Annotated in this window: 25 protein-coding genes, 1 tRNA gene and 1 other annotated feature; of the genes, 15 read left to right on the top strand and 11 right to left on the bottom strand. The window is 43.8% G+C overall.

Annotated elements, in window-relative coordinates; genetic code table 11:
* Positions 1-41 precede the first annotated feature (41 nt).
* The 4 genes from GVY04_10500 to folK form a co-directional block, all read right to left on the bottom strand.
* Complete coding sequence (locus GVY04_10500) at positions 42-1,892, bottom strand: AMP-binding protein (GenBank protein ID NBD16542.1); 1,851 nt, start codon at positions 1,890-1,892, stop codon at positions 42-44.
* A 744-nt stretch (positions 1,893-2,636) separates the two neighbouring features.
* Complete coding sequence (locus tag GVY04_10505) at positions 2,637-3,257, bottom strand: Uma2 family endonuclease (protein NBD16543.1); 621 nt, start codon at positions 3,255-3,257, stop codon at positions 2,637-2,639.
* Entirely contained in the window at positions 3,254-3,817 is a 564-nt protein-coding gene (locus GVY04_10510) for an NUDIX domain-containing protein (GenBank protein ID NBD16544.1), read from the bottom strand. The genes GVY04_10505 and GVY04_10510 overlap by 4 nt, the downstream gene beginning before the upstream one ends.
* A 12-nt stretch (positions 3,818-3,829) precedes the next feature.
* Entirely contained in the window at positions 3,830-4,324 is a 495-nt protein-coding gene (folK, locus tag GVY04_10515) for a 2-amino-4-hydroxy-6-hydroxymethyldihydropteridine diphosphokinase (GenBank protein ID NBD16545.1), read from the bottom strand.
* Positions 4,325-4,390: 66 nt separating this feature from the next.
* Here folK and GVY04_10520 point away from each other — a divergent pair, with 66 nt between their 5' ends.
* The 5 genes from GVY04_10520 to GVY04_10540 all read left to right on the top strand — a co-directional run bounded on the left by GVY04_10520 (position 4,391) and on the right by GVY04_10540 (position 10,538).
* Positions 4,391-5,521, top strand: a complete 1,131-nt coding sequence (locus GVY04_10520) for an FAD-dependent oxidoreductase (GenBank protein ID NBD16546.1) — start codon at positions 4,391-4,393, stop codon at positions 5,519-5,521.
* 117 nt (positions 5,522-5,638) lie between these two features.
* Positions 5,639-8,332 carry an ATP-dependent chaperone ClpB gene (gene clpB / locus GVY04_10525; GenBank protein ID NBD16547.1) on the top strand — a complete coding sequence of 898 codons (2,694 nt, stop codon included), beginning with the start codon at positions 5,639-5,641 and terminating at the stop codon, positions 8,330-8,332.
* Between the two features lie 91 nt (positions 8,333-8,423).
* Positions 8,424-8,633 (top strand): hypothetical protein, encoded by a 210-nt coding sequence (locus tag GVY04_10530; protein NBD16548.1) that lies wholly within the window; start codon positions 8,424-8,426, stop codon positions 8,631-8,633.
* Between the two features lie 91 nt (positions 8,634-8,724).
* On the top strand, positions 8,725-9,891 hold the full coding sequence (locus GVY04_10535) for an AAA family ATPase (protein ID NBD16549.1): 1,167 nt from the start codon (positions 8,725-8,727) through the stop codon (positions 9,889-9,891).
* Positions 9,892-9,893: 2 nt separating this feature from the next.
* Positions 9,894-10,538 carry a hypothetical protein gene (locus GVY04_10540; protein ID NBD16550.1) on the top strand — a complete coding sequence of 215 codons (645 nt, stop codon included), beginning with the start codon at positions 9,894-9,896 and terminating at the stop codon, positions 10,536-10,538.
* Between the two features lie 168 nt (positions 10,539-10,706).
* On the opposite strand, the gene hflX is transcribed toward GVY04_10540, so the two are convergent.
* The 5 genes from hflX to pstS all read right to left on the bottom strand — a co-directional run bounded on the left by hflX (position 10,707) and on the right by pstS (position 16,527).
* Positions 10,707-12,395 (bottom strand): GTPase HflX, encoded by a 1,689-nt coding sequence (gene hflX, locus GVY04_10545; GenBank protein ID NBD16551.1) that lies wholly within the window; start codon positions 12,393-12,395, stop codon positions 10,707-10,709.
* Positions 12,396-12,617: 222 nt separating this feature from the next.
* The gene (pstB, locus tag GVY04_10550; GenBank protein ID NBD16552.1) at positions 12,618-13,439 is read right to left on the bottom strand and encodes a phosphate ABC transporter ATP-binding protein; all 822 of its coding nucleotides are present in this window, start codon (positions 13,437-13,439) and stop codon (positions 12,618-12,620) included.
* A 32-nt stretch (positions 13,440-13,471) separates the two neighbouring features.
* Positions 13,472-14,398, bottom strand: a complete 927-nt coding sequence (pstA, locus tag GVY04_10555) for a phosphate ABC transporter permease PstA (protein ID NBD16553.1) — start codon at positions 14,396-14,398, stop codon at positions 13,472-13,474.
* The gene (gene pstC / locus GVY04_10560; GenBank protein NBD16554.1) at positions 14,398-15,321 is read right to left on the bottom strand and encodes a phosphate ABC transporter permease subunit PstC; all 924 of its coding nucleotides are present in this window, start codon (positions 15,319-15,321) and stop codon (positions 14,398-14,400) included. The genes pstA and pstC overlap by 1 nt, the downstream gene beginning before the upstream one ends.
* A gap of 135 nt (positions 15,322-15,456) precedes the next feature.
* Positions 15,457-16,527 carry a phosphate ABC transporter substrate-binding protein PstS family protein gene (pstS, locus tag GVY04_10565; protein NBD16555.1) on the bottom strand — a complete coding sequence of 357 codons (1,071 nt, stop codon included), beginning with the start codon at positions 16,525-16,527 and terminating at the stop codon, positions 15,457-15,459.
* A gap of 242 nt (positions 16,528-16,769) precedes the next feature.
* Between pstS and rplS the strand changes: the two genes are divergently transcribed.
* The 8 genes from rplS to rplL all read left to right on the top strand — a co-directional run bounded on the left by rplS (position 16,770) and on the right by rplL (position 20,638).
* Entirely contained in the window at positions 16,770-17,126 is a 357-nt protein-coding gene (gene rplS, locus GVY04_10570; protein ID NBD16556.1) for a 50S ribosomal protein L19, read from the top strand.
* An 81-nt stretch (positions 17,127-17,207) separates the two neighbouring features.
* A tRNA-Trp gene (locus tag GVY04_10575) sits at positions 17,208-17,280 on the top strand.
* A 102-nt stretch (positions 17,281-17,382) separates the two neighbouring features.
* Positions 17,383-17,625, top strand: a complete 243-nt coding sequence (gene secE, locus GVY04_10580; protein NBD16557.1) for a preprotein translocase subunit SecE — start codon at positions 17,383-17,385, stop codon at positions 17,623-17,625.
* Positions 17,625-18,245, top strand: coding sequence for a transcription termination/antitermination protein NusG (gene nusG / locus GVY04_10585; protein NBD16558.1), 621 nt, complete (start codon positions 17,625-17,627; stop codon positions 18,243-18,245). The genes secE and nusG overlap by 1 nt, the downstream gene beginning before the upstream one ends.
* Positions 18,246-18,247: 2 nt before the next feature.
* Positions 18,248-18,673 carry a 50S ribosomal protein L11 gene (rplK, locus tag GVY04_10590; protein NBD16559.1) on the top strand — a complete coding sequence of 142 codons (426 nt, stop codon included), beginning with the start codon at positions 18,248-18,250 and terminating at the stop codon, positions 18,671-18,673.
* Between the two features lie 55 nt (positions 18,674-18,728).
* On the top strand, positions 18,729-19,445 hold the full coding sequence (gene rplA, locus GVY04_10595) for a 50S ribosomal protein L1 (protein NBD16560.1): 717 nt from the start codon (positions 18,729-18,731) through the stop codon (positions 19,443-19,445).
* Between the two features lie 13 nt (positions 19,446-19,458).
* Positions 19,459-19,624: a sequence feature (ribosomal protein L10 leader region), on the top strand.
* A gap of 36 nt (positions 19,625-19,660) precedes the next feature.
* Entirely contained in the window at positions 19,661-20,197 is a 537-nt protein-coding gene (locus GVY04_10600) for a 50S ribosomal protein L10 (protein NBD16561.1), read from the top strand.
* Positions 20,198-20,245: 48 nt separating this feature from the next.
* A complete protein-coding gene (rplL, locus tag GVY04_10605) occupies positions 20,246-20,638 on the top strand; it encodes a 50S ribosomal protein L7/L12 (protein NBD16562.1) in 393 nt (130 codons plus the stop codon).
* A 198-nt stretch (positions 20,639-20,836) separates the two neighbouring features.
* Here the strand turns inward: rplL and GVY04_10610 are convergent, their stop codons facing one another.
* Both GVY04_10610 and GVY04_10615 read right to left on the bottom strand, forming a co-directional pair.
* Positions 20,837-21,283, bottom strand: coding sequence for a hypothetical protein (locus GVY04_10610; GenBank protein ID NBD16563.1), 447 nt, complete (start codon positions 21,281-21,283; stop codon positions 20,837-20,839).
* Between the two features lie 56 nt (positions 21,284-21,339).
* Positions 21,340-21,666, bottom strand: a complete 327-nt coding sequence (locus GVY04_10615; protein NBD16564.1) for a hypothetical protein — start codon at positions 21,664-21,666, stop codon at positions 21,340-21,342.
* 296 nt (positions 21,667-21,962) lie between these two features.
* Between GVY04_10615 and GVY04_10620 the strand changes: the two genes are divergently transcribed.
* Together GVY04_10620 and purU are read left to right on the top strand one after the other, a co-directional pair.
* Entirely contained in the window at positions 21,963-22,277 is a 315-nt protein-coding gene (locus GVY04_10620) for a hypothetical protein (protein NBD16565.1), read from the top strand.
* Between the two features lie 242 nt (positions 22,278-22,519).
* Positions 22,520-23,398: a formyltetrahydrofolate deformylase gene (gene purU / locus GVY04_10625; protein ID NBD16566.1), complete on the top strand. Its 879-nt coding sequence runs from the start codon at positions 22,520-22,522 to the stop codon at positions 23,396-23,398.
* The last annotated feature ends 3 nt before the right edge of the window (positions 23,399-23,401 follow it).

Here is a 23,401-nt window from a genome sequence, read left to right on the forward strand (position 1 = left end):
TAAGTCATAAAAGGGTTTTAATTTAAGTTCCTTGCGTCTCCTTAAAAGTTGGCTTTTGACGCCGATTTAACAGTTTGCAGTTGCGTAAAAACGGATTCTACATCGGTTTGAAGCTGCATAAATTTCGCTTTATTGCGGGGATTTTCGCTCCAGTCGTCAATCACATTGAGACTGCCCTTGAGAAAATGGTCGCGACAAGCCGAACGCTGAATTTTTCCACTAGAGGTGGTGGGAATACTATAGGGTTTGACCAAAACGATCGCGTAAAAGGGAAGATTGTATTCTGCACTCACCACTTGGCGAATATTACCGATGACCTCTGCCACATCCAGCTGGCGTAAATAACTCCGTTGCACTTCCTGAACCACCACCAGTCGTTCTGAGTTTCTGACTTCGATGGAAAAGGCAGCGCTCGCATTAGGGCGTAAAGCGGGGTGGCTCGTTTGAACCGTAAACTCGATGTCTTGAGGGTAATAATTTTGTCCGCCAATGATAATCACATCTTTTAGTCTGCCGGTGATAAATAATTCCCCACTTTGTAAAAAGCCTAAATCTCCGGTCCGTAAGAAGGGACCTTCCCCTGACTCTGAAAGATAAGCCTGGAAAGTTTTCTGGGTTTGTTCGGGTTGATTCCAGTAACCTTGAGCAACGCTCGCTCCTTTGATCCAGATTTCTCCCACTTGGTTGTCACTCAAAGGATTGAGGGTCTGAGGATCAACAATTTTAACTTGCTGATCTCCTAAACTTTGACCACAACTCACCAGTTGATAGCTATCTTGATCATCTTTTCCCATCACGACTTGGTGATTTTGCAGAGAGGAGGCTTTTACGCTTTGCACCACAGGAGTACTAGTAACAGCCCCTCCTGAAACCATAAGCGTTGTTTCTGCCATGCCGTAGCAGGGGTAAAATGCTTCTGGTCGCAAACCGCAGCTAGCGAAGGTCGCTGCCATTTTTTCGAGAGTCGCAGCTCGCACCGGTTCTGCCCCGGTAAAGGCGACTTGCCAACAACTTAAATCCAGGTTAGCTAGTTTTTCTGGGGTGGCTTTGCGACAGAGGAGATCATAGGCAAAGTTCGGTGCGCCACTGGTGGTTCCCCGATAGTGCGAAATCGCTTGTAACCAACGCCAAGGCTGCTGCAAAAAGTCCATGGGAGACATGAGAAAAACCGGAAAACCGCCATATAAAGGCTGTAAAATGCCACCGATTAAGCCCATGTCATGGTAAGGGGGTAGCCAAATCACGCCCCGACTTTCCGGGGTATGCCCAAAGCCTTGATAAATCAGCTCCAAATTATGCAGCAAATTACCATGACTGACCATGACCCCCTTTGGCGTTCCCGTAGAACCCGAAGTATATTGCAGAAAGGCTAAATCATCAGGTGTTAAAGGACGTGGTTGGTATTCACTCGCCAAAGCACTATCCATCTGATCAGTGACCAACCAGTGCATCTTGGCTAAATCGGGGGCCTGAGCAATTTGATGCGCCATGCTGTCTTGCAAAGTTTTTGTGGTCAAGGCAACAGTGGCTTGGCAATCTTTGACAATAGCTTGTAACCTTGTCGATTTTTGATTTCGACGCAGAGGATAAGCGGGAACAGCAATCACAGAGGCATACAAGCAACCAAAGAAACCGGCAATAAAGTCGAGTCCGGGTGGATAGACGAGTAAGGCGGTCTGACCCGCTACACCCAAGGCTTGCAAGTTTGCCGCGATCGCGCGGGCTTGTCGATCTAATTGTTGATAAGTGAGCTGGGCAAGTTCTGTATTGCCACGGGCAATAAATGTATAATTTTTCTGCGAAGGCTGATTGCGCGATCGCGCTAATAAAAGATCGACTAAAGAAGCCCACTTTTCTGTCACATCACAAGAGACATGAGAATAATTAAGCATAGCGTTACTAAAATTGTTTCTGTACAACAGCCCCAGTTCTACTGAACTGCCAATACATAGCACTCACTAGGGGAAGTCGAGATGGAAACTGTTGTCGCTTTCTAGGCTAGCTACTACATAGTCAATTCCCACGAATAGAAAAAGTGACAAATAGACGTAGACAATTTGAAAAAAATATGCGATCATAAAAAGTATGCCCTCGATTTTTAAATATAAAGCACTTAAGAGTCAGGGTTAAGGGAGATAGATTGTAGGTTAGCGTCTGTCAATCTATCTCTCAGCGTATTTTTTTAGCCCAGTATCTCTGTAGTTCTCAATCTAGTAAGAACTAGTTTCCTAAGAAGATTCCTGCAGACTTAGAAACCTAAAAAAGGATTTCGTTAGCAAAACTACCGAGAAAACCAAATTGTTTAGGTTTAGGAGAACCACTTAAGGGACTGAGGTACTTAGGTATGTATTATTACACAGATTGGAAGACTTGTAAACCAATCTCTATTAAATAAAATTAATATTTACTTTTATTTAAAATCGTATTTCCTTATAATCGCTGCAACAAGCAGCAAGGCGGTAGCCAGGAATTTGACTGTCTGAGAACACCTCCTCACCCAGAGCGTCTGCTAAGAATTGGGCTGCTTTCAAACTGCGGGGAACACAGGTAATCCAAGGTAATTTGCCCAATTGTTGAAGATTTGGGGCGCGCTTTGAGGGCACGATCAGCGACATAGATGCCGACCTACTTAGCCTTTATTGACCGGCTTGGAAAACTTGTTTAGCTGTGAGATTAAGCCTCGAAAAAGTAGGCGAAACAATAAGATCATCTCCTCGAAATTGGCTGACTTGATATTCTCCCTCAATCAATTGATAAACAGATACTGTGGGTTGTTTCGGGTTTCCTAAAAAATTGCGTCCTCCCAATGCCGCATAATCAACAATCCAATATTCAAAAATCCCCACTTCTTCATAATCGGCTCTCTTTTTGAAATAGTCATCGCGCCAGTTTGTGCTGATGACTTCAACAATGAGTTTGACAGAGTGAGCCTTTTCAATAATGGATTCTTTTTCCCAACGCGGTTCTGCTATCGTTGCCTCTTGATCCAGGACGATAATATCAGGTTCATACCCAGATTTTCCGTTGCTGGATTTGACAATTGACTCTCTGGGAATTGTCCAAAGTCCTCGCTTCCCCATTTGGACAATGGTAAGAATTAATTCTTCTATGAGAAAGCCGGTTACATTGGAATGTCTCCCAGTCGGTTTTGGCATTGCAACAATTGTCCCATCGTGGAGTTCGTAGCGTTGACTTGTGTTGGGATACCACGCAATGAAGTCTTCAAAAGTAACAGTTTGAGTGAAAGATTGAATCATAGATTTTTTGAATGGGGATCAAGAAACGGACGGGCAAGATAATAACTGGTAATTGATTTCGCATCTAAATTGGAATTGCCGCTATGAATTAATTGTTCTAATTCTTCGGGCGTGTAAAGCACCACTTCAATATCTTCATCTTCATCTTGTGCTGGTGGCGTTTCTAGCTTTTCTAAATCCGTCGCTAAAAATGTATAGATGTATTCATCAGAATAACCCGGTGCGAGAGCAAATTTGCCTAAATCTCGCCATTGTTTGGCGTGATAGCCGATTTCTTCCTTAATTTCCCGTTGAATCGTTGCTGCTGGGGATTCATCAATTTCTACCGTTCCTGCGGGAAATTCTAACAAGCGTTGTTGAAGAGGAATGCGATATTGATCCACTAACACTAATTTTCCTTCTGGTGTGACCGGAACTGCTAGCGCCCCGCCCGGATGACGGATACATTCCCATTCCCCTTCCACACCATTAGCAAGCCGGAGATGGCTGACTTCAAAACGAAACTTACGCCCTTGGTATTGGAGACGTTCTTTAAGCAGTTGGGGAGTGGAATCATTCATAGCGATTAAAAATTAAAGTTTTTGTAAGATACCGGAACAGTCGATACTTTGTTTTAATTGCGCGATCGCGCTGCCAGTAACCGGATCAATCCAGTTCGGGGCGATTTCAGCTAAAGGCACTAAAACAAAGGCCCGTTCTCTCATCCGTGGATGAGGAATTTGTAAGTGTTCTGTTGCCAACACCTGATCATCATATAAAAGGATATCTAAATCAAGGGTGCGCGCCCCCCAACGTTCCTGGCGCACCCGCCCAAATTCATTTTCAATCTTGAGTAAGGTGGCTAAGAGATCGCCAGGGGATAAGCTAGTGGTTAAGAGGGCACAGCCATTGAGATAGTTCGGCTGTTCCGGTCCTACAGGAAGGGTTTCGTACCAGCTGGAAACAGCACTGACGCTCACCTCAGAATGAGTATCTAACTGTTGAATGGCTTGTTCAAGAATCTGTTGTGACTCTCCTAAATTACTCCCTAGCGCGATCGCGCACTGGACTTTTTCCCTTGTACTCATAAAAAATTCAGTCAAGATTTAAAAATCTAAGAAACAATAGAAACTGTCGTCTTCAAGTTATTGCTCATGCAATCGCGCGCTCAACCCCAAAAACTTGTTCTCATCGGTGGCGGTCATAGTCATGCCATTTTACTACGAATGTGGCAGTTGCATACCCTCCCAGAGGTTCGCTTAACGCTCCTGAGCGATACCGAAAAAACCCCCTATTCTGGGATGTTACCCGGTCATGTAGCAGGACTCTACACTTACGATGAAACGCACATCGATTTACCGCCTCTGGCCCAACGTGCCCAAGCTGACTTTTATCATGACAAAGCAGTCGGTTTAGACCTCAAGCACAAGCAAATCTTATGTCTGAATCGTCCCCCATTAACCTTTGATCAAGTCTCTGTTGATATTGGTTCTACGCCAGCCACTTTGACAGTTCCCGGTGCCAAAGATTATGCGGTTCCGGCAAAACCGGTTTCTGTGTTCCTCAAGCACTGGTATCAATTTCTAGAAAGTGTGGAAAAAAATCCTCAGCAACAACGCACCCTTGCGATTGTTGGCGGTGGGGCTGGTGGGGTAGAACTCGCTTTAAATATGCAAAAACACTTGCAGGAAAAGAGTCAGCAGGTGTCCATTCATTTATTCCAACGGGAAAAGGAATTATTACTCGATAAAGGGAAATGGGTGCGTCGCCATTTGGCATCCTTGCTTAAACAACGAGGCATCTCCCTTCATTTAGGAGAAGCGGTCAGGGAAGTGTTTCCGGATAAAGTGGTCTGTGAATCCGGGTTTGTTCTCGCAACCGATATTATCTTTTGGGTGACACAAGCCAGCGCACCGCATTGGATTCAAGAAAGTGGTTTAGCCACTGATGAGCGAGGATTTATGCTCGTTAATGACTATTTACAATCAATCTCGCATTCTTTTGTCTTTGCGGCTGGGGATATTGCAACAATGGTTAACCATCCCCGTCCGAAAGCCGGGGTGTTTGCCGTGCGACAAGGAAAACCGTTGTTTCAAAATTTACAACGGATTGTTTTAGGAAAACCTTTAAAGCCTTATCGTCCGCAGCGAAATTATCTCAGTTTAATTGGCACCGGTGATGAAAGCGCGATCGCGTCCTGGGGAAATTTTGGCTTGCATTGCCCACTGCTTTGGCGTTGGAAAGATCACATTGACCGCAAATTTATGGCGCAATTTTCTCACTAATTAAAGAAAAACTGGCAACAAACAAGTTAAGTTGTCATCAATTAACAACAGTGAGTAAGACAAAGAAATTGCTATACTCTTGATGAAAGCCAATTTAACACCAATCGAGAGTAAAGAATGCAGCCGACTGACCCGAGCAAGTTTACGCAACAAGCCTGGGATGTAATTGTTGATTCACAAGAAGTAGCCCGCCGCTTCAAAAATCAGGAATTAGAAGTAGAACACTTAATGCTGACCCTATTTTCCACAGAAGGGGTCGCCAATCAAATTTTAGAAGCGAAACAAATTGATGTCTCTCGCCTTCAACAGCAGCTTGAAGTCTTTACCAACCGGCAACGGAAATCAATGCGAGTGGAACAACTCTACTTGGGACGAGGGTTAGATCAGTTGCTCGATCGCGCTGAGAAAGCAAGGCAAAGTTGGCAAGATGAGGTGATTGGTGTCGAACATCTCTTGCTCGCTTTTGCTGAAGATGAACGAGTCGGTCGTCGTTTGTTGCGCCCTTACAGTGTTGATCCCCAAGATATTGAAGCGGCGATTAAAGAATTTCGCGCCAATTCTACCCAAGAAGAAACAAGCACAGCAGAAGGAGAAGGGGAAAAAGAACAAGAGAAAGAAGAAGAACAAAGTCCCTTAGAAAAATATGGACGGGATTTAACTGAACAAGCCAGTGGCGGTAAACTCGATCCGGTCATTGGTCGGGATGAAGAAATTCGGCGTGTGGTACAAGTGTTATCCCGTCGTTCTAAAAATAATCCGGTTTTAATTGGTGAACCGGGTGTGGGGAAAACGGCAATTGCAGAAGGGCTAGCGCAACGGATTGTCAATGGGGATGTTCCAGAATCTCTTAAAAATCGGCGGTTAATTGCCTTAGATATGGGCAGTCTGATTGCTGGGGCGAAATATCGCGGGGAATTTGAAGACCGGCTGCGGAAGGTGTTACGGGAGGTCACTCACTCCGAAGGGCAAATTGTGCTCTTTATTGATGAATTACAAACTGTGGTCGGAACTGGTTCCGGTCAAGGCACGATGGATGCTGGCAATCTCTTAAAACCCATGCTGGCACGAGGAGAATTGCGCTGTATAGGGGCAACCACTCTCGATGAATACCGTAAGCACATTGAAAAAGATCCAGCACTGGAACGGCGGTTTCAACAAGTATACGTGAAACAGCCGGATGTGGAAGCAACGGTTTCCATTTTACGGGGATTGAAGGAACGCTACGAAGTTCATCATGGGGTGAAAATTACCGATTCGGCATTGGTGGCTGCTGCCAGTTTATCGGATCGCTACATTACCGATCGCTTTCTACCGGATAAAGCCATTGACTTGGTCGATGAAGCGGCGGCGAAGTTGAAAATGGAAATTACCTCCAAACCAACGGAACTCGAAAGCATTGATCGTCGCCTGATGCAGTTGCAAATGGAAAAACTCTCTTTAGAAGGAGAAGACGAGTTAGCCAGCGGGAATACCAGTGCCTATCGTTCGGCCAAAGAACGCCTGGAGAAAATTGAGCAGGAAATGCAGGAACTCGAAGGCAGTCAGAAAGAACTCTCTTCTCAGTGGCAATCAGAAAAACAGATGTTAGAGGAAATTAATACCCTCAAAGAAGAAGAAGACCAATTGCGCGTCCAAGTGGAACAAGCCGAACGAGAATATGACTTGGAAAAAGCAGCGCAGTTGAAGTATGGACAACTCGAAGGCTTACAACGTCAACGGGAAGATAAAGAGGGAAAACTACTGGAAATGCAGTCTCAAGGACGGGCATTATTACGGGAACAAGTCACAGAAGCCGATATTGCAGAAATTGTTGCGAAATGGACGAGCATTCCCGTTAATCGCTTGTTAGAGTCAGAACGGCAGAAACTATTAGGCTTAGAAGGCTATTTACATGAACGAGTGATTGGTCAAAAAGAAGCAGTAGCGGCGGTTTCTGCTGCGATACGGCGGGCAAGAGCAGGAATGAAAGATCCCGCCCGTCCCATTGGTTCCTTCTTGTTCATGGGTCCCACCGGGGTCGGAAAAACAGAATTAGCGCGCGCGATCGCGGAATTTTTATTTGATAGCGAAGAATCCATGATTCGGATTGATATGTCCGAATACATGGAAAAACATTCCGTCTCTCGTTTAGTTGGCGCACCGCCGGGCTATGTCGGTTACGAAGAAGGGGGACAACTCTCTGAACAGATCCGCCGTCGTCCCTATTCCGTGGTGCTGTTGGATGAAGTGGAAAAAGCCCATCCCGATGTCTTCAACATTCTCCTCCAAGTTTTAGATGATGGGCGCATTACCGATTCCCAAGGACGGACGGTTGACTTCCGTAATACGATTATCGTGATGACTAGCAATATTGGCGGTGAAGACATATTACAGCTTGCACAAGAAGACTCACAATATGAACAAATGCGGAAAAAAGTTTTACAAGCCCTCCGCGAACATTTCCGCCCGGAATTCCTCAATCGCATTGATGACTTGATTATCTTCCACACTCTCAGACGAGAAGAACTCGGGCGCATCATTACCATTCAACTCCGACGGATTGAAAGTCTCTTATCGGAACAAAAAATCACGATTAAACTGACTGAAGCAGCGCAAGATTACTTAGTTGATGTGGGTTACGATCCGGTTTACGGGGCACGTCCTCTCAAACGAGCGATTCAACGGGAGTTAGAAAACCCCATTGCCACGAAAATCCTAGAAATGGCATTTACGGAAGGGGATACCATCCTCGTCGATTGTGAGGATCATCAACTGGTGTTTAAGAATCAAGAAGAAGCGCAATCTGTAGAAGTTGAAGTAATGTCTTCTTAGTTTGAAAAATGATGATCAATGATTTAATGAATACTGAAATAACGAATATAAGATTCTAGTCTGATTTGATGCAGCAAAAACAGCTTTAAAGATGGGACTTCCTCTATTTGTCGTTACTCCTCAGTATTACAAAGATTCTCCTCAAGGTAATATTGATTTGATTCAAAAAGGAGGAATAGAGTTTAACCCTAATGATGGAATTGGAGAAATTTTGAAGCATTTTTTTCAAGATAAGGTAGAACAAGAAACTGTAAGTAGTCTTTCACAGCAACCTCAACAATTATCCTTACCTTTAGCTTAGGTGTTTAGAGCGTTGTCTAAAGGGTGGGCGATGCCACCCTACAAACTGCTCATTAGGTTATGCTGTAAATGCTGGTATCAGTTTAACTCCGATGCTAAAAACAATCAAAATTGAAAACTTTCGTGGTTTTGAGTCTTTTGAACTTCAAAATCTCGGAAGATTAAATCTATTAGTAGGCAGGAATAACAGTGGTAAAACCTCTATTTTAGAGGCGATTCGACTCCTCTGTTCACGGAATAACCTTGAGCCTCTCAGAGAGATGATGATAAGCCGAGGTGAATGCTTTTGGGATGAAAATAGAAAATATAAAGAGCTAGATATTTGTCACCTTTTTTATGATCATGAAATAACCATTAAGAGTAGATTTTTAGTTTTGGGTGTCCACAAAGATAGCCAAGAAAAACTCATTGGATATATGGGCTTTCGTAAAGGTAAGCAACCAAGTTATCATTTAGCTGACATGGAAGTATTAAATTCTACTCCTGAAAAAGAACAATTTAATCAGGGTCAAGATTTTTTAATTGATGCTAGCAGAATGAATTTGAATGAGCTTGGTTTTATTCTAAAATGGACATATGCAGAAGAACCAAACACTTGGAGATTTCCCTTATCTGGTAACGGCGGATTATCTGATTATTATATTCGTGCCATAAAAAACAGTGGTATTCAAAAAAAAAGTGAAACTAAAACGCAATTTATCACCTCATCTGCGTTAAGCTCTGCTAAAATGATCGACCTATTTGATCAGATTGTTTTAACCCCTGAAGAAGACTTAGTCTTGCAAGCACTGCAAACAATTGAACCAAGAATTATTCGTATTGCTTCAGTTAGTTCGGAAAGAGAGATAAGTTCTGAAGCACGGGAAGGATTTATGGTACGGTTTAGTGATAGTAAACAACGCATCCCAATTGGCAGTATGGGTGATGGGATCTGGCGTATTTTAGGACTTGCCTTAGCAACCGTTAGTGCATCAAATGGTGTTTTGTTAGTCGATGAAATTGATACGGGCTTACATTTCACTGCCATGTCTGATATGTGGAAATTGGTTTGGGAGACTGCAAAAAGACTTAATGTTCAAGTTTTTGCCACAACACATAGCAGTGATTGTTGGATGAGTTTAGCTGATATTGCCAGTCGAGAAGATACCGCAGAAGATGGCATTACAATCCAGAGAATTGAAAAAGGAAAAGATACAGGAGTCGTTTTCAATCGCGAGCAAATTCTCACTGCTGCCAAGTGGGATATTGAGGTGCGTTAGTAATGTCAAGGCAAGATAAGTCACCGAACTGGTTATTAGTGGAAGGAGAGGAAGATAAAAGAGTAATTCCCTATTTGATGGAAGCAAATGGTATCCCTTGGAAAAAACAAGAAGAACCTGCTTTCATTCGAGAATGTGGCGGTTATCAAAATATTGACTCCACTTTAATTTCTACTGTTTTGCAAAAATCTGGGCTACAGGCTCTAGGAGTTATAGTTGATGCAGATGATAATCTTAATGAGCGTTGGAAAAGCATTAGAAATGCTTGTTTAGAGAGTATTCCAGATATTCCTGAAAACTTACCAACAACAGGGCTTATTCATCCAATAAATGACATTCAGTTTGGTGTTTGGATTATGCCTGATAATCAAGCCAGAGGGATGTTAGAAACTTTTTTAAGCTACTTGATTCCAGATGAAAGTGAGCCACTTTGGCAATATGCTCAAAACGTTACTAAAGAAGCTAAAAATCAAGGAGCTACTTTTATCAATTCTCATTTTGATAAGGCACAAATTTACACTTGGCTGGCATGGCAAGATCCACCAGGGCGACAATTACATAATGCTGTAATGGAAAAGATTCTGAATCCAAATCATCCCCAAGCCAAACCGTTTGTTAATTGGTTTAAGCAGTTGTATGACTTGTAAGAAAAAATAAATAGATTAAAAGAGCGCGATGTTCCCTACGGGAACCGGCGAAGCCATCGCGCAACGAAAAAGTTAAGAGGCTTGCTCAAATCCTACATTCAGCTTGACTACTAGGGTTAAGGTCTGTTCCATCGTTTTCACAATTTCACCATAATGACTATAACATGGTTAAGTTTGAAGGATCATGACTCCCATTTTTTCTCGTAAGGTTTCTAATCCTAATCTTTGCTCTGCCGAAATATAAACGGCTTCTGGAAAGTGTTGTTTTGCTTCAGTCAGCGTTTCTGTATCCACTTGATCAATCTTATTAAATACCAATAAACTCTCCGGCGGCATAATTGGCATTTCTTCTAGAATTTTGCTCACTGATTCGATTTGGCTTTGCCAAGCCCGATGAGATAAGTCAACAACATGCAACATCGCATCCGCTTCACTCACTTCTTCTAGGGTGGCACGGAAGGCATCAATTAAAGCTGGGGGGAGTTCTTTAATAAACCCCACGGTATCCGTTAGTAAGACAGTTTGTAATTCTCCTTGCGACGGAACAGTGAGACGACGAGTGGTTGGGTCAAGGGTGGCAAATAATTGGTCTTCGGCGTAAATTTCAGCATGGGTTAAGCAATTGAGCAAAGTAGATTTTCCCGCATTGGTATAACCCACCACGGCAATGGTCGGCACTTCTTGTTTTTGTCGCTGGTGGCGCATCCGGGAACGATGGGATTGCAGTTGATTGACTTCCTGCTGTAACCGGGATACCCGCTTTTGAATACGACGGCGTTCCGTTTCCAGTTTGGTTTCTCCAGGCCCACGGGTGCCAATACCACCACCGAGACGAGACATGGCTTCGCCCCGCCCCACCAGACGCGGGAGGAGATATTCCAATTGTGCCAATTCAACTTGGAGTTTTCCGGCGCGCGATCGCGCTCTTTGGGCAAAAATATCTAAAATTAACTCTGTCCGGTCAATCACTCTTACGCCAATTTGCTGTTCTAAATTGCGCACTTGGGCCGGACTCAAATCTTGATCAAACGCCACTAAACTCGCACCCACCGTTTGCACCGCGATCGCGATTTCTTGGACTTTCCCTGCCCCAATCACAGTCTGGGGATGAGGGCGACTGCGCCGTTGGGTAATCGTCTGTAACACCTCACCCCCTGCGGTATCCACCAAACGGATCACTTCCGCCAAGCCATCTGCAAACTGTTGCTGGGATAATTCAGCACTCATCAACCCCACAACCACCACGCGCTGATGGGAACTATCCACCTGCTGGGCGACATATTCCCGCTCAAATTCCGCTTCTAGCCCCTCAACTAGGTCTAGGAAATCTTGTTTCGTCAGAACATCTAGACTCAACGGCGGAGAAACTGTCCAATATAACCCTTCTTCGCGACTGGGATCAGATTCTGGGGCAAGATGCGCTAAATAAGCTGATTCCACATAACCGGTTGCCCCACCCCCGCGACGCTGGAATCCTTGACCGGTCAGCGTTAACGTCACCAGCGCGTCTAATCGCTGCAACACCATTGCCGTGAGACTGGGTTTTTTCGGGGGGTTTGACTTCAACGCCGTGGTCACACACCGAATCCCCGACAGCCGCTTAGCGCCATAACGCGGTAATTCCAGGGGGGGAATTTGCGTTTGTCGCGGGCTACCCACCCCCACCCGAATCACTTGTCCGCGACGGTTAATATAAGCGGATACCGGCTGATTAATTTCTGTACTAATCGCAGCAAGGCGCTGAGCAAATTCCGGGGTGGTTGCGCGATCGCGCGGCTGACGCTGATGATACAGCCGTTGCAGTTGTTTAAGCTGGCTTGATTTGAGTCCTTTTAGGTTGCCGTATAGGGTCTCGATTGACAATCGTCTCCTTAAGATGAAAACAGTAATTTTTGCTACATATTGATTCCCAAGCAAGGGAGAGAATACGGATTAAGAGATTCATCCCCCATAACTCAGTCCTCTTTATTTCATCTTAAATCCCAGCCTTGAAACTTTGCTGTTTTGAAACTGCACCTAAAAAACCGCCACTGAGAATAATTCAGTAGCGGTTGCTTCAATTGCCAATCGCAGGAAAATTTAACCAAATGCGCCGCTAACATATTGCTGAGTGGCTTCTTCTTTCGGATTTTGAAAGATCGTTTCTGTATCGTCATATTCCACGAGATACCCTTGCTTCCCGCCTTCTATGGCTTCGGCATTAAAAAATGCGGTCCGGTCGGAAACCCGGGAAGCCTGCTGCATATTGTGAGTCACAATCACAATTGTGTATCTCTCTTTCAATTCCGCAATTAACTCTTCAATTCGGAGGGTAGAAATGGGGTCCAGTGCAGAACAAGGTTCGTCCATTAAAATCACTTCCGGCTGAATGGCGATTCCCCGGGCAATACAAAGACGCTGTTGTTGTCCGCCGGATAAAGATAAACCACTTTCTTTTAACTTATCTTTCACCTCATCCCAAAGGGCAGCTTGTTTTAGGCTTTGCTCAATCAATTCATCCATATTCCCCTGATAGCCATTAATCCGCGCCCCAAAGGCAATATTTTCATAAATTGATTTCGGGAAAGGGTTGGGCTTCTGGAATACCATGCCAATGCGACGGCGCACCTCTACCGGATCAACGCCTTTGGCATATAAATCTTTATCATGATAGGTAATTTTTCCTTCCACTCTTGCTCCAGCGACTAAATCATTGAGACGATTAAAGCAGCGGAGAATCGTACTTTTACCACAGCCCGATGGACCAATCAAGGCTGTCACTTCGTTGGCATAAATATCCATGTTGACATTGCGCACTGCCAAATAGGAACCGTAGTAGACATTAACATTATCTACTTTTAAAACCGCTTCATTAACCTGGGCGTTATGCGGTGTTTGAGAAAGTTGGGGATCGCTGGTCATTTTTTTACCTCAATTTTTAAAAAACGATGATTTTAATCTAGTTTTTTCTGAAATTTATTCCGAAGAAAGATGGCAAGGGAATTCATTAGGAGTAATGCCACCATCAGAATAATAATGCCAGTGGCAGCAACCGCGTGAAACTCTTCTTGGGGACGGGATACCCAATTAAAAATTTGAATGGGCATGACGGTAAAGGGGGTTCTTAACCCTTCCCAAATCGGCCAGGTTGGGGGTAAAAAGGCAATATAAGTTAAAGCTCCCACTGTAATTAAGGGTGCTGTTTCGCCAATGGCACGGGATAAGGCAAGAATGGTTCCGGTTAACATACCAGGAAAGGCAAGAGGGAACACTTGTTCTCGCACCACTTGCCAACGGGTTGCTCCCAGTGCCATTCCCCCTTGTCTTAAACTATCCGGAACGGCTCTTAGCGCTTCACGAGTGGCAACAATAATAATCGGCAGAATGAGCAACGACATGGTCATCGATCCGGCCAATACGGTGCGCCCTCCTGTTAGGGGTTGCATCACCCGCACGAAGGCTTGTAAGCCCAGCAAGCCATAAATAATTGAGGGGACCGCCGCTAAATTGCCAATATTGACTTCAATGACTTTGGCATACCAGGTGTCCGCAGCAAATTCTTCTAAGAAGATGCCGGAACCAACACCAACAACAAAAGAAAGAATGGCAGTAATGACCATGAGCCAAATTGTTCCCACCCAAGCCGATAAAAATCCAGCTTGTTCCGGCTTACGGGAAGGATAATTGGTCATAAAGCTCCAATCGAGGTTACTAATACCATCAATAAAAACGTCGATTAATAGAACAGCTAAGACCACTAAACCAATGTAAGTGGCAATTAGGCTGATAATACGAAAAATGTTACCTTGCTGGTAACGTTTGGGCAGGGAGGTCTGAAATTGTGTACTCACCTGCTCTTGCATGGGATCGGCAGTTGTCATTACTCGTATTTCTCCCTAAATTTGCGTACAAACCAAAAACTAAAGATATTCAGTAGGAGTGTAATTAAAAATAAGCTGGTGCCAACCACAAATAAAGTGTTGTAGGCAAGCGTCCCAGTTGGCGCATCTCCTAGACTAACCTGAACGATAAAGGAGGTCATCGTTTGAACAGATACTAAAGGATTCAAGGTTAAAGTTGGGTTTTGTCCCGCAGCAACCGTTACAATCATGGTTTCTCCAACTGCACGCGAGATCGCTAAGATAAAGGAAGCAACAATTCCAGATAAAGCTGCTGGAATCACCACGCCAATCACAACCTCTTTTTTAGTGCAACCCATGGCATAAGCCCCTTGACGTAAACTTTGCGGTACAGAATAAATTGCATCTTCGCTAATTGAGCCAACTAGGGGGGTAATTGAAATTCCCATGACTAAACCAGCGCTCAGCGCATTAAAGCCCTGTAAACCCGGAATAAAATTTTGTAATAATGGCGTTACAAAGAGTAGCGCAAAGTAACCGAAAACAACAGATGGTACTCCTGCTAAGACTTCTAATGCTGGTTTAATCGAACGACGTACTCTAGCAGGCGCATATTCACTCAGGTAAATTGCTGATAGTAAGCCAATGGGCAAAGCAACAGTAATAGCAATTACAGAAGTCAAAAATGTTCCGCTCAAGAGCACAAAAATGCCGTATTGTGGATTGACAAATAAAGGCGTCCATTGTGTATCAGTGAGAAAACGCCATAAGGGTACTTTCTGAAAAAAGTTAATGGTTTCAAATCCTAGGGTCAGGACAATCCCTGCTGTTGTGGCGATAGAGATAAAGGCAAATAGGCCAAAAAGAAAAACAACAAGGCGCTCGCTGAGTTTATTGAAACCCCGAGCGGGCTTGAATAGATTGTCACGTTGATTCGCTGTCATTGCTCCTCATATAGTTGAAAGGGCTCACGTTAAGGTCAGAGTAGACACCTTCCTAAGCCGAAGGTGCCCACTCTAACTGTTGGCCAGCCGATGACCGACTGACCCAACTCAATTGATCATTTCAGACCATTCAGATTAAAGCACCTCGTTGAGCTTCACGCCAACTGTGGAACCATCTTCAAAGACTGTACCCGTTTTGCGTTCCTCAAAGCGACTCAACGCCTTTTGGTAAATGCTGTCGCTAAGCGCAACATACCCCACTTCACTGACAAGGTTGCGGTTGGCTGCATCCATATAGAATTGAATAAATGCTTGAACTTGCGGTTTTTCCTCTGCCGCGGACCGCCTAACATAAATAAAAATGGGTCGTGCTAGGGGCTGATAGGTTCCTTCTTCTACAGTAGCGGTACTGGGCTCAATACAGCCTTCTCCGTTATCCGGATTGCCATCATCAATCGTGATCGCCCCTAATTCGTCTTGGTTTTCTTCGTAGTAAGCGAGACCGAGATAGCCTAAGCCGCCTTGGTCACTCATAACCCCTTGCACAATCACATTGTCGTCTTCGCTGGCGGTATAGTCACCGCGACTGGCACCCCCTTCACCCATAATCGCTTCCGTGAAGTAGTCAAAGGTTCCCGAGTCAACCCCAGGTCCGTACAAGCTGAGTCTTTGATCTGGGAAACTATCACGAACTTGATTCCAATTATCAATTTGTCCCTGAGCGTCCGGTCTCCACATGGTTTCGAGTTCTTCGGTGGTTAAACATTCTGCCCAGTCATTGGCAGGATTTTTAATCACAGAAATGGCATCAAAAGCAACGGGCAATTCAATATATTCAATACCCGCTTCGGCACAGGCTTCTTTTTCCACTTCTTTAATGGGACGAGAGGCATCAGAGATATCGGTTTCACCATTACAGAATTTCTTGAAGCCACCGCCAGTTCCAGAAACACCAACAGTCACTCGCACATCTGGATGTTTCTGTTGGAACTCTTCTGCCATTGCTTCTGTAATCGGGAAAACGGTACTAGAACCGTCAACGGCAACAGAACCACTAAGTTGGGAGTCTTCTTCACTAGCACCAGTAGTTTCGCCTTCAGTCCCTCCATTCTGAGCTTGTTGCCCACCGCCGCAAGCAGCAAGGGTAAATGTCAGTGTTCCAACGGAAGCTAGCGCGATCAAACGACGTGTATATTGGTTCAACATGTTCAACATAATATTTTTAACCTATCGATTCGATTAGTTTGTCCCGTAGCAAGATATCGTGTGATTGTAAAATTTAGGTTAAGATGTATAAATTAAATCATCGTATCTAAGTGATACATGCTTGGATCAATTCCTCCATCACAACTTTACCTCACGTAAGTAAAGAGAAGGTTAAATTGACAAAACATAAAAAATTGCTTTACAATCATAGGCTGTGACATTTTTCTCTGGGATTTTAAGCCATGAATGCACAAGAGATAATCCGCTCCATTGAACAGGAGCAGATGAAAGACGATCTGCCCGTAATTCATGTGGGCGATACGGTGCGGGTCGGTGTTTTGATTCAAGAAGGGGGAAAAACCCGCACTCAGCCTTTTGAGGGAACTGTGATCGCCAAGCGTCATGGTGGACTGAATGAAACGATGACTGTCCGTCGGGTTTTCCAAGGTATCGGGGTCGAGCGCGTATTTTTATTGCATTCTCCTCGGATTAAGGATATTAAAATTATTCGCCGCGGGAAAGTGCGTCGGGCGAAACTCTATTACTTGCGCGATCGCGTTGGTAAGGCAACTCGCGTGAAACAGCGCTTTGATCGCTAAAAGCCTCTCCGAGATTGATCGCAAATCGGAGAAAAAAGTGTTATACTAGCACGAGGCTAAATGAGCGATAACAATCATTGTGCGTCCTTAGTTCAGTTGGTAGAACGTCGGTCTCCAAAACCGAATGTCAGGGGTTCGAGTCCTCTAGGGCGCGCTCGCTATTTACAACCCCCCTGTAACCAGTCCAAAACTGTACCGGGGGGAAACTTTTTCGTCTCAACGAAAACCGTCAAGAGCAGAAAGGGGGATTGATATTGTGGCAAAGAACGAACCAAAAAAAAGTGACCGCCCCGAAGTGAAAGCAAAAGAAGAGCAAAGTAGCTTCGATTTGGCTGACTTTCTCAAAGGCACGAAAGAGGAACTGGGCAAGATTGTCTGGCCGAGTCGTAAACAACTGATTAGTGAGTCAGCCGGTGTCATTTTAATGGTCACACTGGTTGCCACCATTATTTACTTATTTGATAACCTCTTCATTTGGATTGCAGGACAGGTATTTTGATGAGTTTTGCCACAGACAATCAAAACGAAGACCCAAATCTTGAACAGTCAACGGATCGTAAACCAAGATGGTATGCGATTCAAGTAGCTTCTGGATGCGAAAAGCGGGTGAAAGCAAACCTAGAACAACGCAGCCAGACCCTTGATGTTGCTGATCGCATTTTACAAATTGAAATTCCCCAAACCCCAATCTTCAAACTGCGTAAAGACGGAACTCGTCAACAAGCTCAAGAAAAAGTTTTTCCCGGCTATGTTTTAATCCAAATGCTGTTGGATGACCAAGTTTGGCAGGTTGTAAAAAATACGCCGAATGTGATCAACTTTGTGGGTGCCGAACAAAAACGTCCCTATGGACGGGGGCGCGGTCATGTTAAACCTATGCCTTTAAGCCCCTCGGAAGTAGAACGGATTTTCCGACAAAGCGAACAACAAGAGCCCGTCGTTCAAGCAAAAGTCGCAGTCGGTGATAAGATTGTAGTCCTTAGTGGACCGTTCAAAGATTTTGATGGAGAAGTCGTGGAAGTCAGTTCCGAACGGAACAAACTCAAAGCCCTCCTTTCCATTTTTGGACGGGAAACACCAGTGGAATTGGAATTTAATCAGGTTGAGAAACAAGACTAGCAATGGCAAAAAAAGTTGTCGCACTTATTAAATTGGCACTGCCTGCGGGAAAAGCAAACCCCGCCCCTCCGGTTGGTCCTGCCTTGGGTCAACATGGGGTAAATATTATGGCGTTTTGTAAAGAATACAATGCCAAAACCGCTGACCAAGCCGGAATGGTGATTCCGGTAGAAATTTCGGTTTATGAAGACCGTAGTTTCACCTTTACTCTGAAAACACCGCCGGCTGCCGTTCTCTTGAAGAAAGCAGCAGGCATTGAAAAAGGGTCCAGCGAACCCAATCGCCAAATGGTGGGCAGCATTACCCGCGCCCAATTGCAAGAAATTGCAGAAACCAAAATGCCTGACCTTAACTCAAATGATATTGAGGCAGCCATGAAAGTGGTGGAAGGCACTGCCCGCAATATGGGAATTACTGTTAAAGATTAAACTGTGTGAGTTGGGGAGAGGCTCCAGCTTCGTTATTGACCCAAGGAGAAAAATAATGGCAAAAAAACCATCGCGTCGGATGCGGGAGTTACTGGAAAAAGTTGAAAATCGTCCCTACGAACCCCTGCCCGCTCTAGAATTACTTAAAGAAACAGCAACCGCTAAATTTGAAGAAACCGCAGAGGCACATGTTCGCCTGGGAATTGATCCCAAGTATAGCGATCAACAGATCCGAACCACCGTTACTTTCCCGAAAGGAACCGGACAAGCGGTGCGCATTGCTGTGATTACCCGCGGCGAAAAAGTGAATGAAGCCACTGAAGCCGGTGCAGAAGTGGTCGGTTCCGAAGAACTGATTCAAGAAATCCAAAATGGTCGCATGGATTTTGATGTGGTGATGGCAACCCCGGATATGATGCCCCAAGTGGCGAAATTGGGACGGGTTTTGGGACCGAAAGGACTAATGCCCTCCCCCAAAGGCGGAACCGTCACCAACGAATTAGAGTCTGCCATTCAGGAATTCAAAGCCGGGAAGCAAGAATTCCGGGCTGATCGAACTGGAATTGTCCATGTCATGTTCGGAAAGGCTTCCTTCTCAGCAGAAGATCTATTATCGAATCTCAAAGCCTTACAAGAAACGCTCGATCGCAATCGCCCTTCTGGGGCAAAAGGAAGATACTGGCGCAGCATTTATGTTTCCGCGAGTATGGGACCGGCGATTGAAGTCGATATTGCCGCTTTAAGAGACTATAAATTACCGGAAGCAGCATAACTGAAAAACTGAATACAACAAACAGTAGAAGCCAAAGACAGCAGGAGTCACAAATAAGACTTAAATTGCCTGCCGAGGTGAATACCCAAACGTTCCCCCTGTGCCCAAGTTGTTTTGGGCGGTTGGGAGGGTGGGTCATCAAACCTCGGAGAATCATCCGGGGTTTTTTTGATGAAGGGGGAAAGACCAATGAAAACTAGGAGGTGCAAGCGCGTGTGGGCAGAACACTAGAAGATAAAAAACAAGTTGTAGCGGAATTAAAAGACCTGTTGAGTGAATCGCAACTGACCATTGTGATTAACTACAAAGGGTTATCCGTTTCTGAAATTGGCGATTTGCGCGATCGACTGCGCGAAACCGGAACCACTTGTAAGGTAACCAAAAATACTCTGATGCGCCGAGCCGTTGATGGGGATGAAAATTGGCAACCTTTACAAGATTTTCTCAGGGAATCCTCGGCATTTTTATTTGTCAAGGATGACTTTAGCAATGCCATCAAGGCTTATCGAGACTTTTCTAAAGCCACCAATAAAACTGAGTTACGCGGTGGTGTGATGGAAGGTGCGCCTTTGAGTAAAGAGCAAGTGGATGCCCTCGGAGACCTTCCCTCTAAGGAAGAACTGATGGCACGCATTGCTCGCGGAATCAATGCCAATACGACCAAAATTGCAACTGGCATCAAAGAAGTTCCCACGTCTCTGGCACGAGCACTCAGAGAAGTCTCAGAAAAAGACAACGAAGAAGCAGCGTAGATTGTTATTCATTCATCAATCATTCATTTTATTTAGGAGTACAAACCAATGTCTGCAAAAACTGATGAAATTCTCGAACAATTAAAAACTCTCTCCTTATTAGAAGCTTCAGAACTGGTTAAACAAATTGAAGAAGCTTTTGGTGTAGATGCGTCGGCGCCTGCAGGCGGCATGATGATGGCAGCTGCCCCCGGAGCTGCTGCTGCTGAGGAAGCGGCAGAAGAGAAAACTGAATTTGATGTGGTTCTCGAAGAAGTACCTTCTGACAAGAAAATTGCCATTCTCAAGATCGTTCGGACCATTACTGGCTTAGGCTTAAAAGAAGCAAAAGGCTTAGTGGAAGAAACCCCGAAAGCACTGAAAGAAGCTACGACCAAAGAAGATGCCGAAGAGATCAAGAAACAGTTAGAAGAAGCAGGTGCCAAAGTTACTGTTAAGTAGTAACTGTTATATAGCAGTTCTTGAACTCATGAAGTACACCATTTTAAGCTTTAGGGCTTCTTTGTACCTTTTCTTTTGTACCTCACCTGATTGGGAACTGCTATATGAGTAAAGGTGGGTCAAAAAAACCACCTTGCAACTCGATAATCTGGTTCTAGTATCGTTATTACTGAGGGGCATTACACTTTAAAGATTTTATTATTGGCTTCTATTTTGATTACTACCAAAATAGAAGCCAATAACTGAACCTACTAAACCAGTTTGAGTTGTAATTAACAGAGCAAAAATATCTTTAGTGTAGGTATATCTTTTATCTCTTTCCTCTAGATCATTTTGATTAATTGGAATAAACATCACACATAAAGTACATAAAAAAGTCACTAAGTAAGTTCCAACAAGTAACCAGATTAACCAGTTAGCTAAATTAGAACGTGTATCTTCTCTTTTGTGATCAAGTGATTTATCTAGTTTTACTTTTTCTTCACTTGTTGCATCACGTTCAAGATATTTTGCAACCTCTTCTTCTGTAAAATACTGACTTTTTTCTTCGCTTTCTAATTCTTCATCATGATTTACTTTTTTATTTATTGGGGGAAACTGAGCTTTTTTCTCCTTATTTCCAGTAACTTCTTCTGATTCTGACATAAAAATTAGTTAAACACAATTTTTAACTATTTGTTACCTTTGATTTATTAAGACCATTAATTAGGAATTAACCGAGCTATTCTACCTTGATTTTTTGCGTTTTTAAACCATTCTCGTAAAAGAACACGCTTTAATTTGTCATTAGGTTTTCTAATGTAAATTTCAGCTCCATTTTTTTCAGCTTGTAGAAGATAGTCAATAATATACTGACCATTTTCCTTTAGCAAATCTTCCTCTAAATCAAGAAATTTTAATTTATGCCCTGGTCTGAGAATAAAAAAATCAGAACCTGAACTACGAGAATGTAGTAGGTATGATACCAGAGCATAATACTTTTGATCTTGCTCGGAACTTAAACGATTATTAACTATTTTTTCTACCATCACCTAAACCTCCTATTTTCTAGCTTAGCTTGTGTAAGATAGTGAAAATCCTAATTATGTCTTGATAATTTTGACTAGCATTATATTTCATTATTTCCAATAATGGTTCTCGATTCACTATCTTAGTCAGTTCATAGGAAATTCTAAATGACTGACTATCCTATGCCACAAGTCTAGTGAGGCGCGATGGCTTTGCCGGTTCCTTTTCGGAATATCGCGCTCTCCTCCTGCAGAGAGAAGGAACTTAATTGAATAGTTAGTAACCTAAAGGTGTTGAACGGTAAAACAAAGCGTATATGGTCTTAGCCGCCGAAAGAACAACAACACTGGAAGCGTTACATACTCAATATGTGGAGGCAACTCAACAAAATTATCCTCATGCTTACGTCTTTTCTTTAGACGAAATTATGGCAAATATTGCTGAAAATGCTGAACCCAGTGATGATATCGACGCTTTAACGAAAAGCGTCTTAGAAGCGATGCTCTATACTGCTTCTAATACAGTGGGAGAAATGATCGAACGTGCTGAAGCCGACTTTATTCGTCGTTTTGAAAAAATGACCCCCGAACAACAACAGGTTTGCACTCAGTATCGATTAAAATTTAGCTAACCCAACACCATGCTCGCCCTGCGGGCAGACACCAAAGACTCTTCACCTTACCTCATCATGAAATTTTACTGGAGACTCTCTCAGGGTGGTCTCAAAATTGTAAGAGTACTGCTGTTTACAAAATTTTCCACCGCATAATAAAAGCATTGTGTTGTTATCGGTAAGAAAACACCAGTTACTTTGACCTTTAGAGATCGCGCGTTTCAGGTAAAATTTAAGCTGGTTCTTTCAGTTCAGTAAGGATGGGTTGGCTGGCAATGTTTCAGGATGATTTAACGGCGATCTTATTATTTTCCTGTCGCGATCGCATGGGATTAGTCTCTCGTCTCTCCAACTTCATTTTTGAACGAGGGGGGAATATCCTTGACTTAGACCAGCATGTTGATGCGAACGAAGGCATATTTTCAGCACGAATCGCTTGGGGGATGCAAAACTTTATGATTCCTCCCTCTGAGTTAAAAGCTGCTTTTATCCCACTGGCTAAAGAATTTGACGCGACTTGGAACATCCACTTTTCACAAGAAAAGACAAGACTGGCGATTTTTGTTTCTAATTCCGACCATTGTCTGCAAGAAATTCTGTGGCGTCATCGCCTCGGAGAATTTGCAGTTGAGATTCCCCTAATTATCTCAAATCATCCTGATTTAAAGCCCCTCGCCGAACATTATGGTATTCCTTACTATGTTCTCCCAATTACCCGCGACAATAAAGAAGCACAAGAGAAAAAGCAACTGGAACTATTAACCGAATACAAAATTGATACGGTCATTCTGGCACGTTATATGCAGGTTTTGACGCTCCAAATGATTGATGCCTATCCCAATCAAATTATTAATATTCATCACTCCTTTTTACCGGCTTTTATCGGTCGTAGTCCTTATAGGCAGGCTTATATCCGAGGGGTTAAGATTATCGGCGCGACTAGTCACTACGTCACTCCTGAACTGGATGAAGGTCCGATTATTGAGCAAGATATTATCCGCATTTCTCACCGTGATTCTCTTCAAGATTTAGTACGCAAAGGAAGAGATTTAGAGCGTTTAGTTTTAGCTCGCGCGATCCAATACCACACGGAAAATCGGGTTTTGGTTAAGGGCAGAAAAACCATTATTTTTAAGTAGAAA

The organism is Cyanobacteria bacterium GSL.Bin1 (assembly GCA_009909085.1).
Lineage (GTDB): Bacteria > Cyanobacteriota > Cyanobacteriia > Cyanobacteriales > Rubidibacteraceae > Halothece.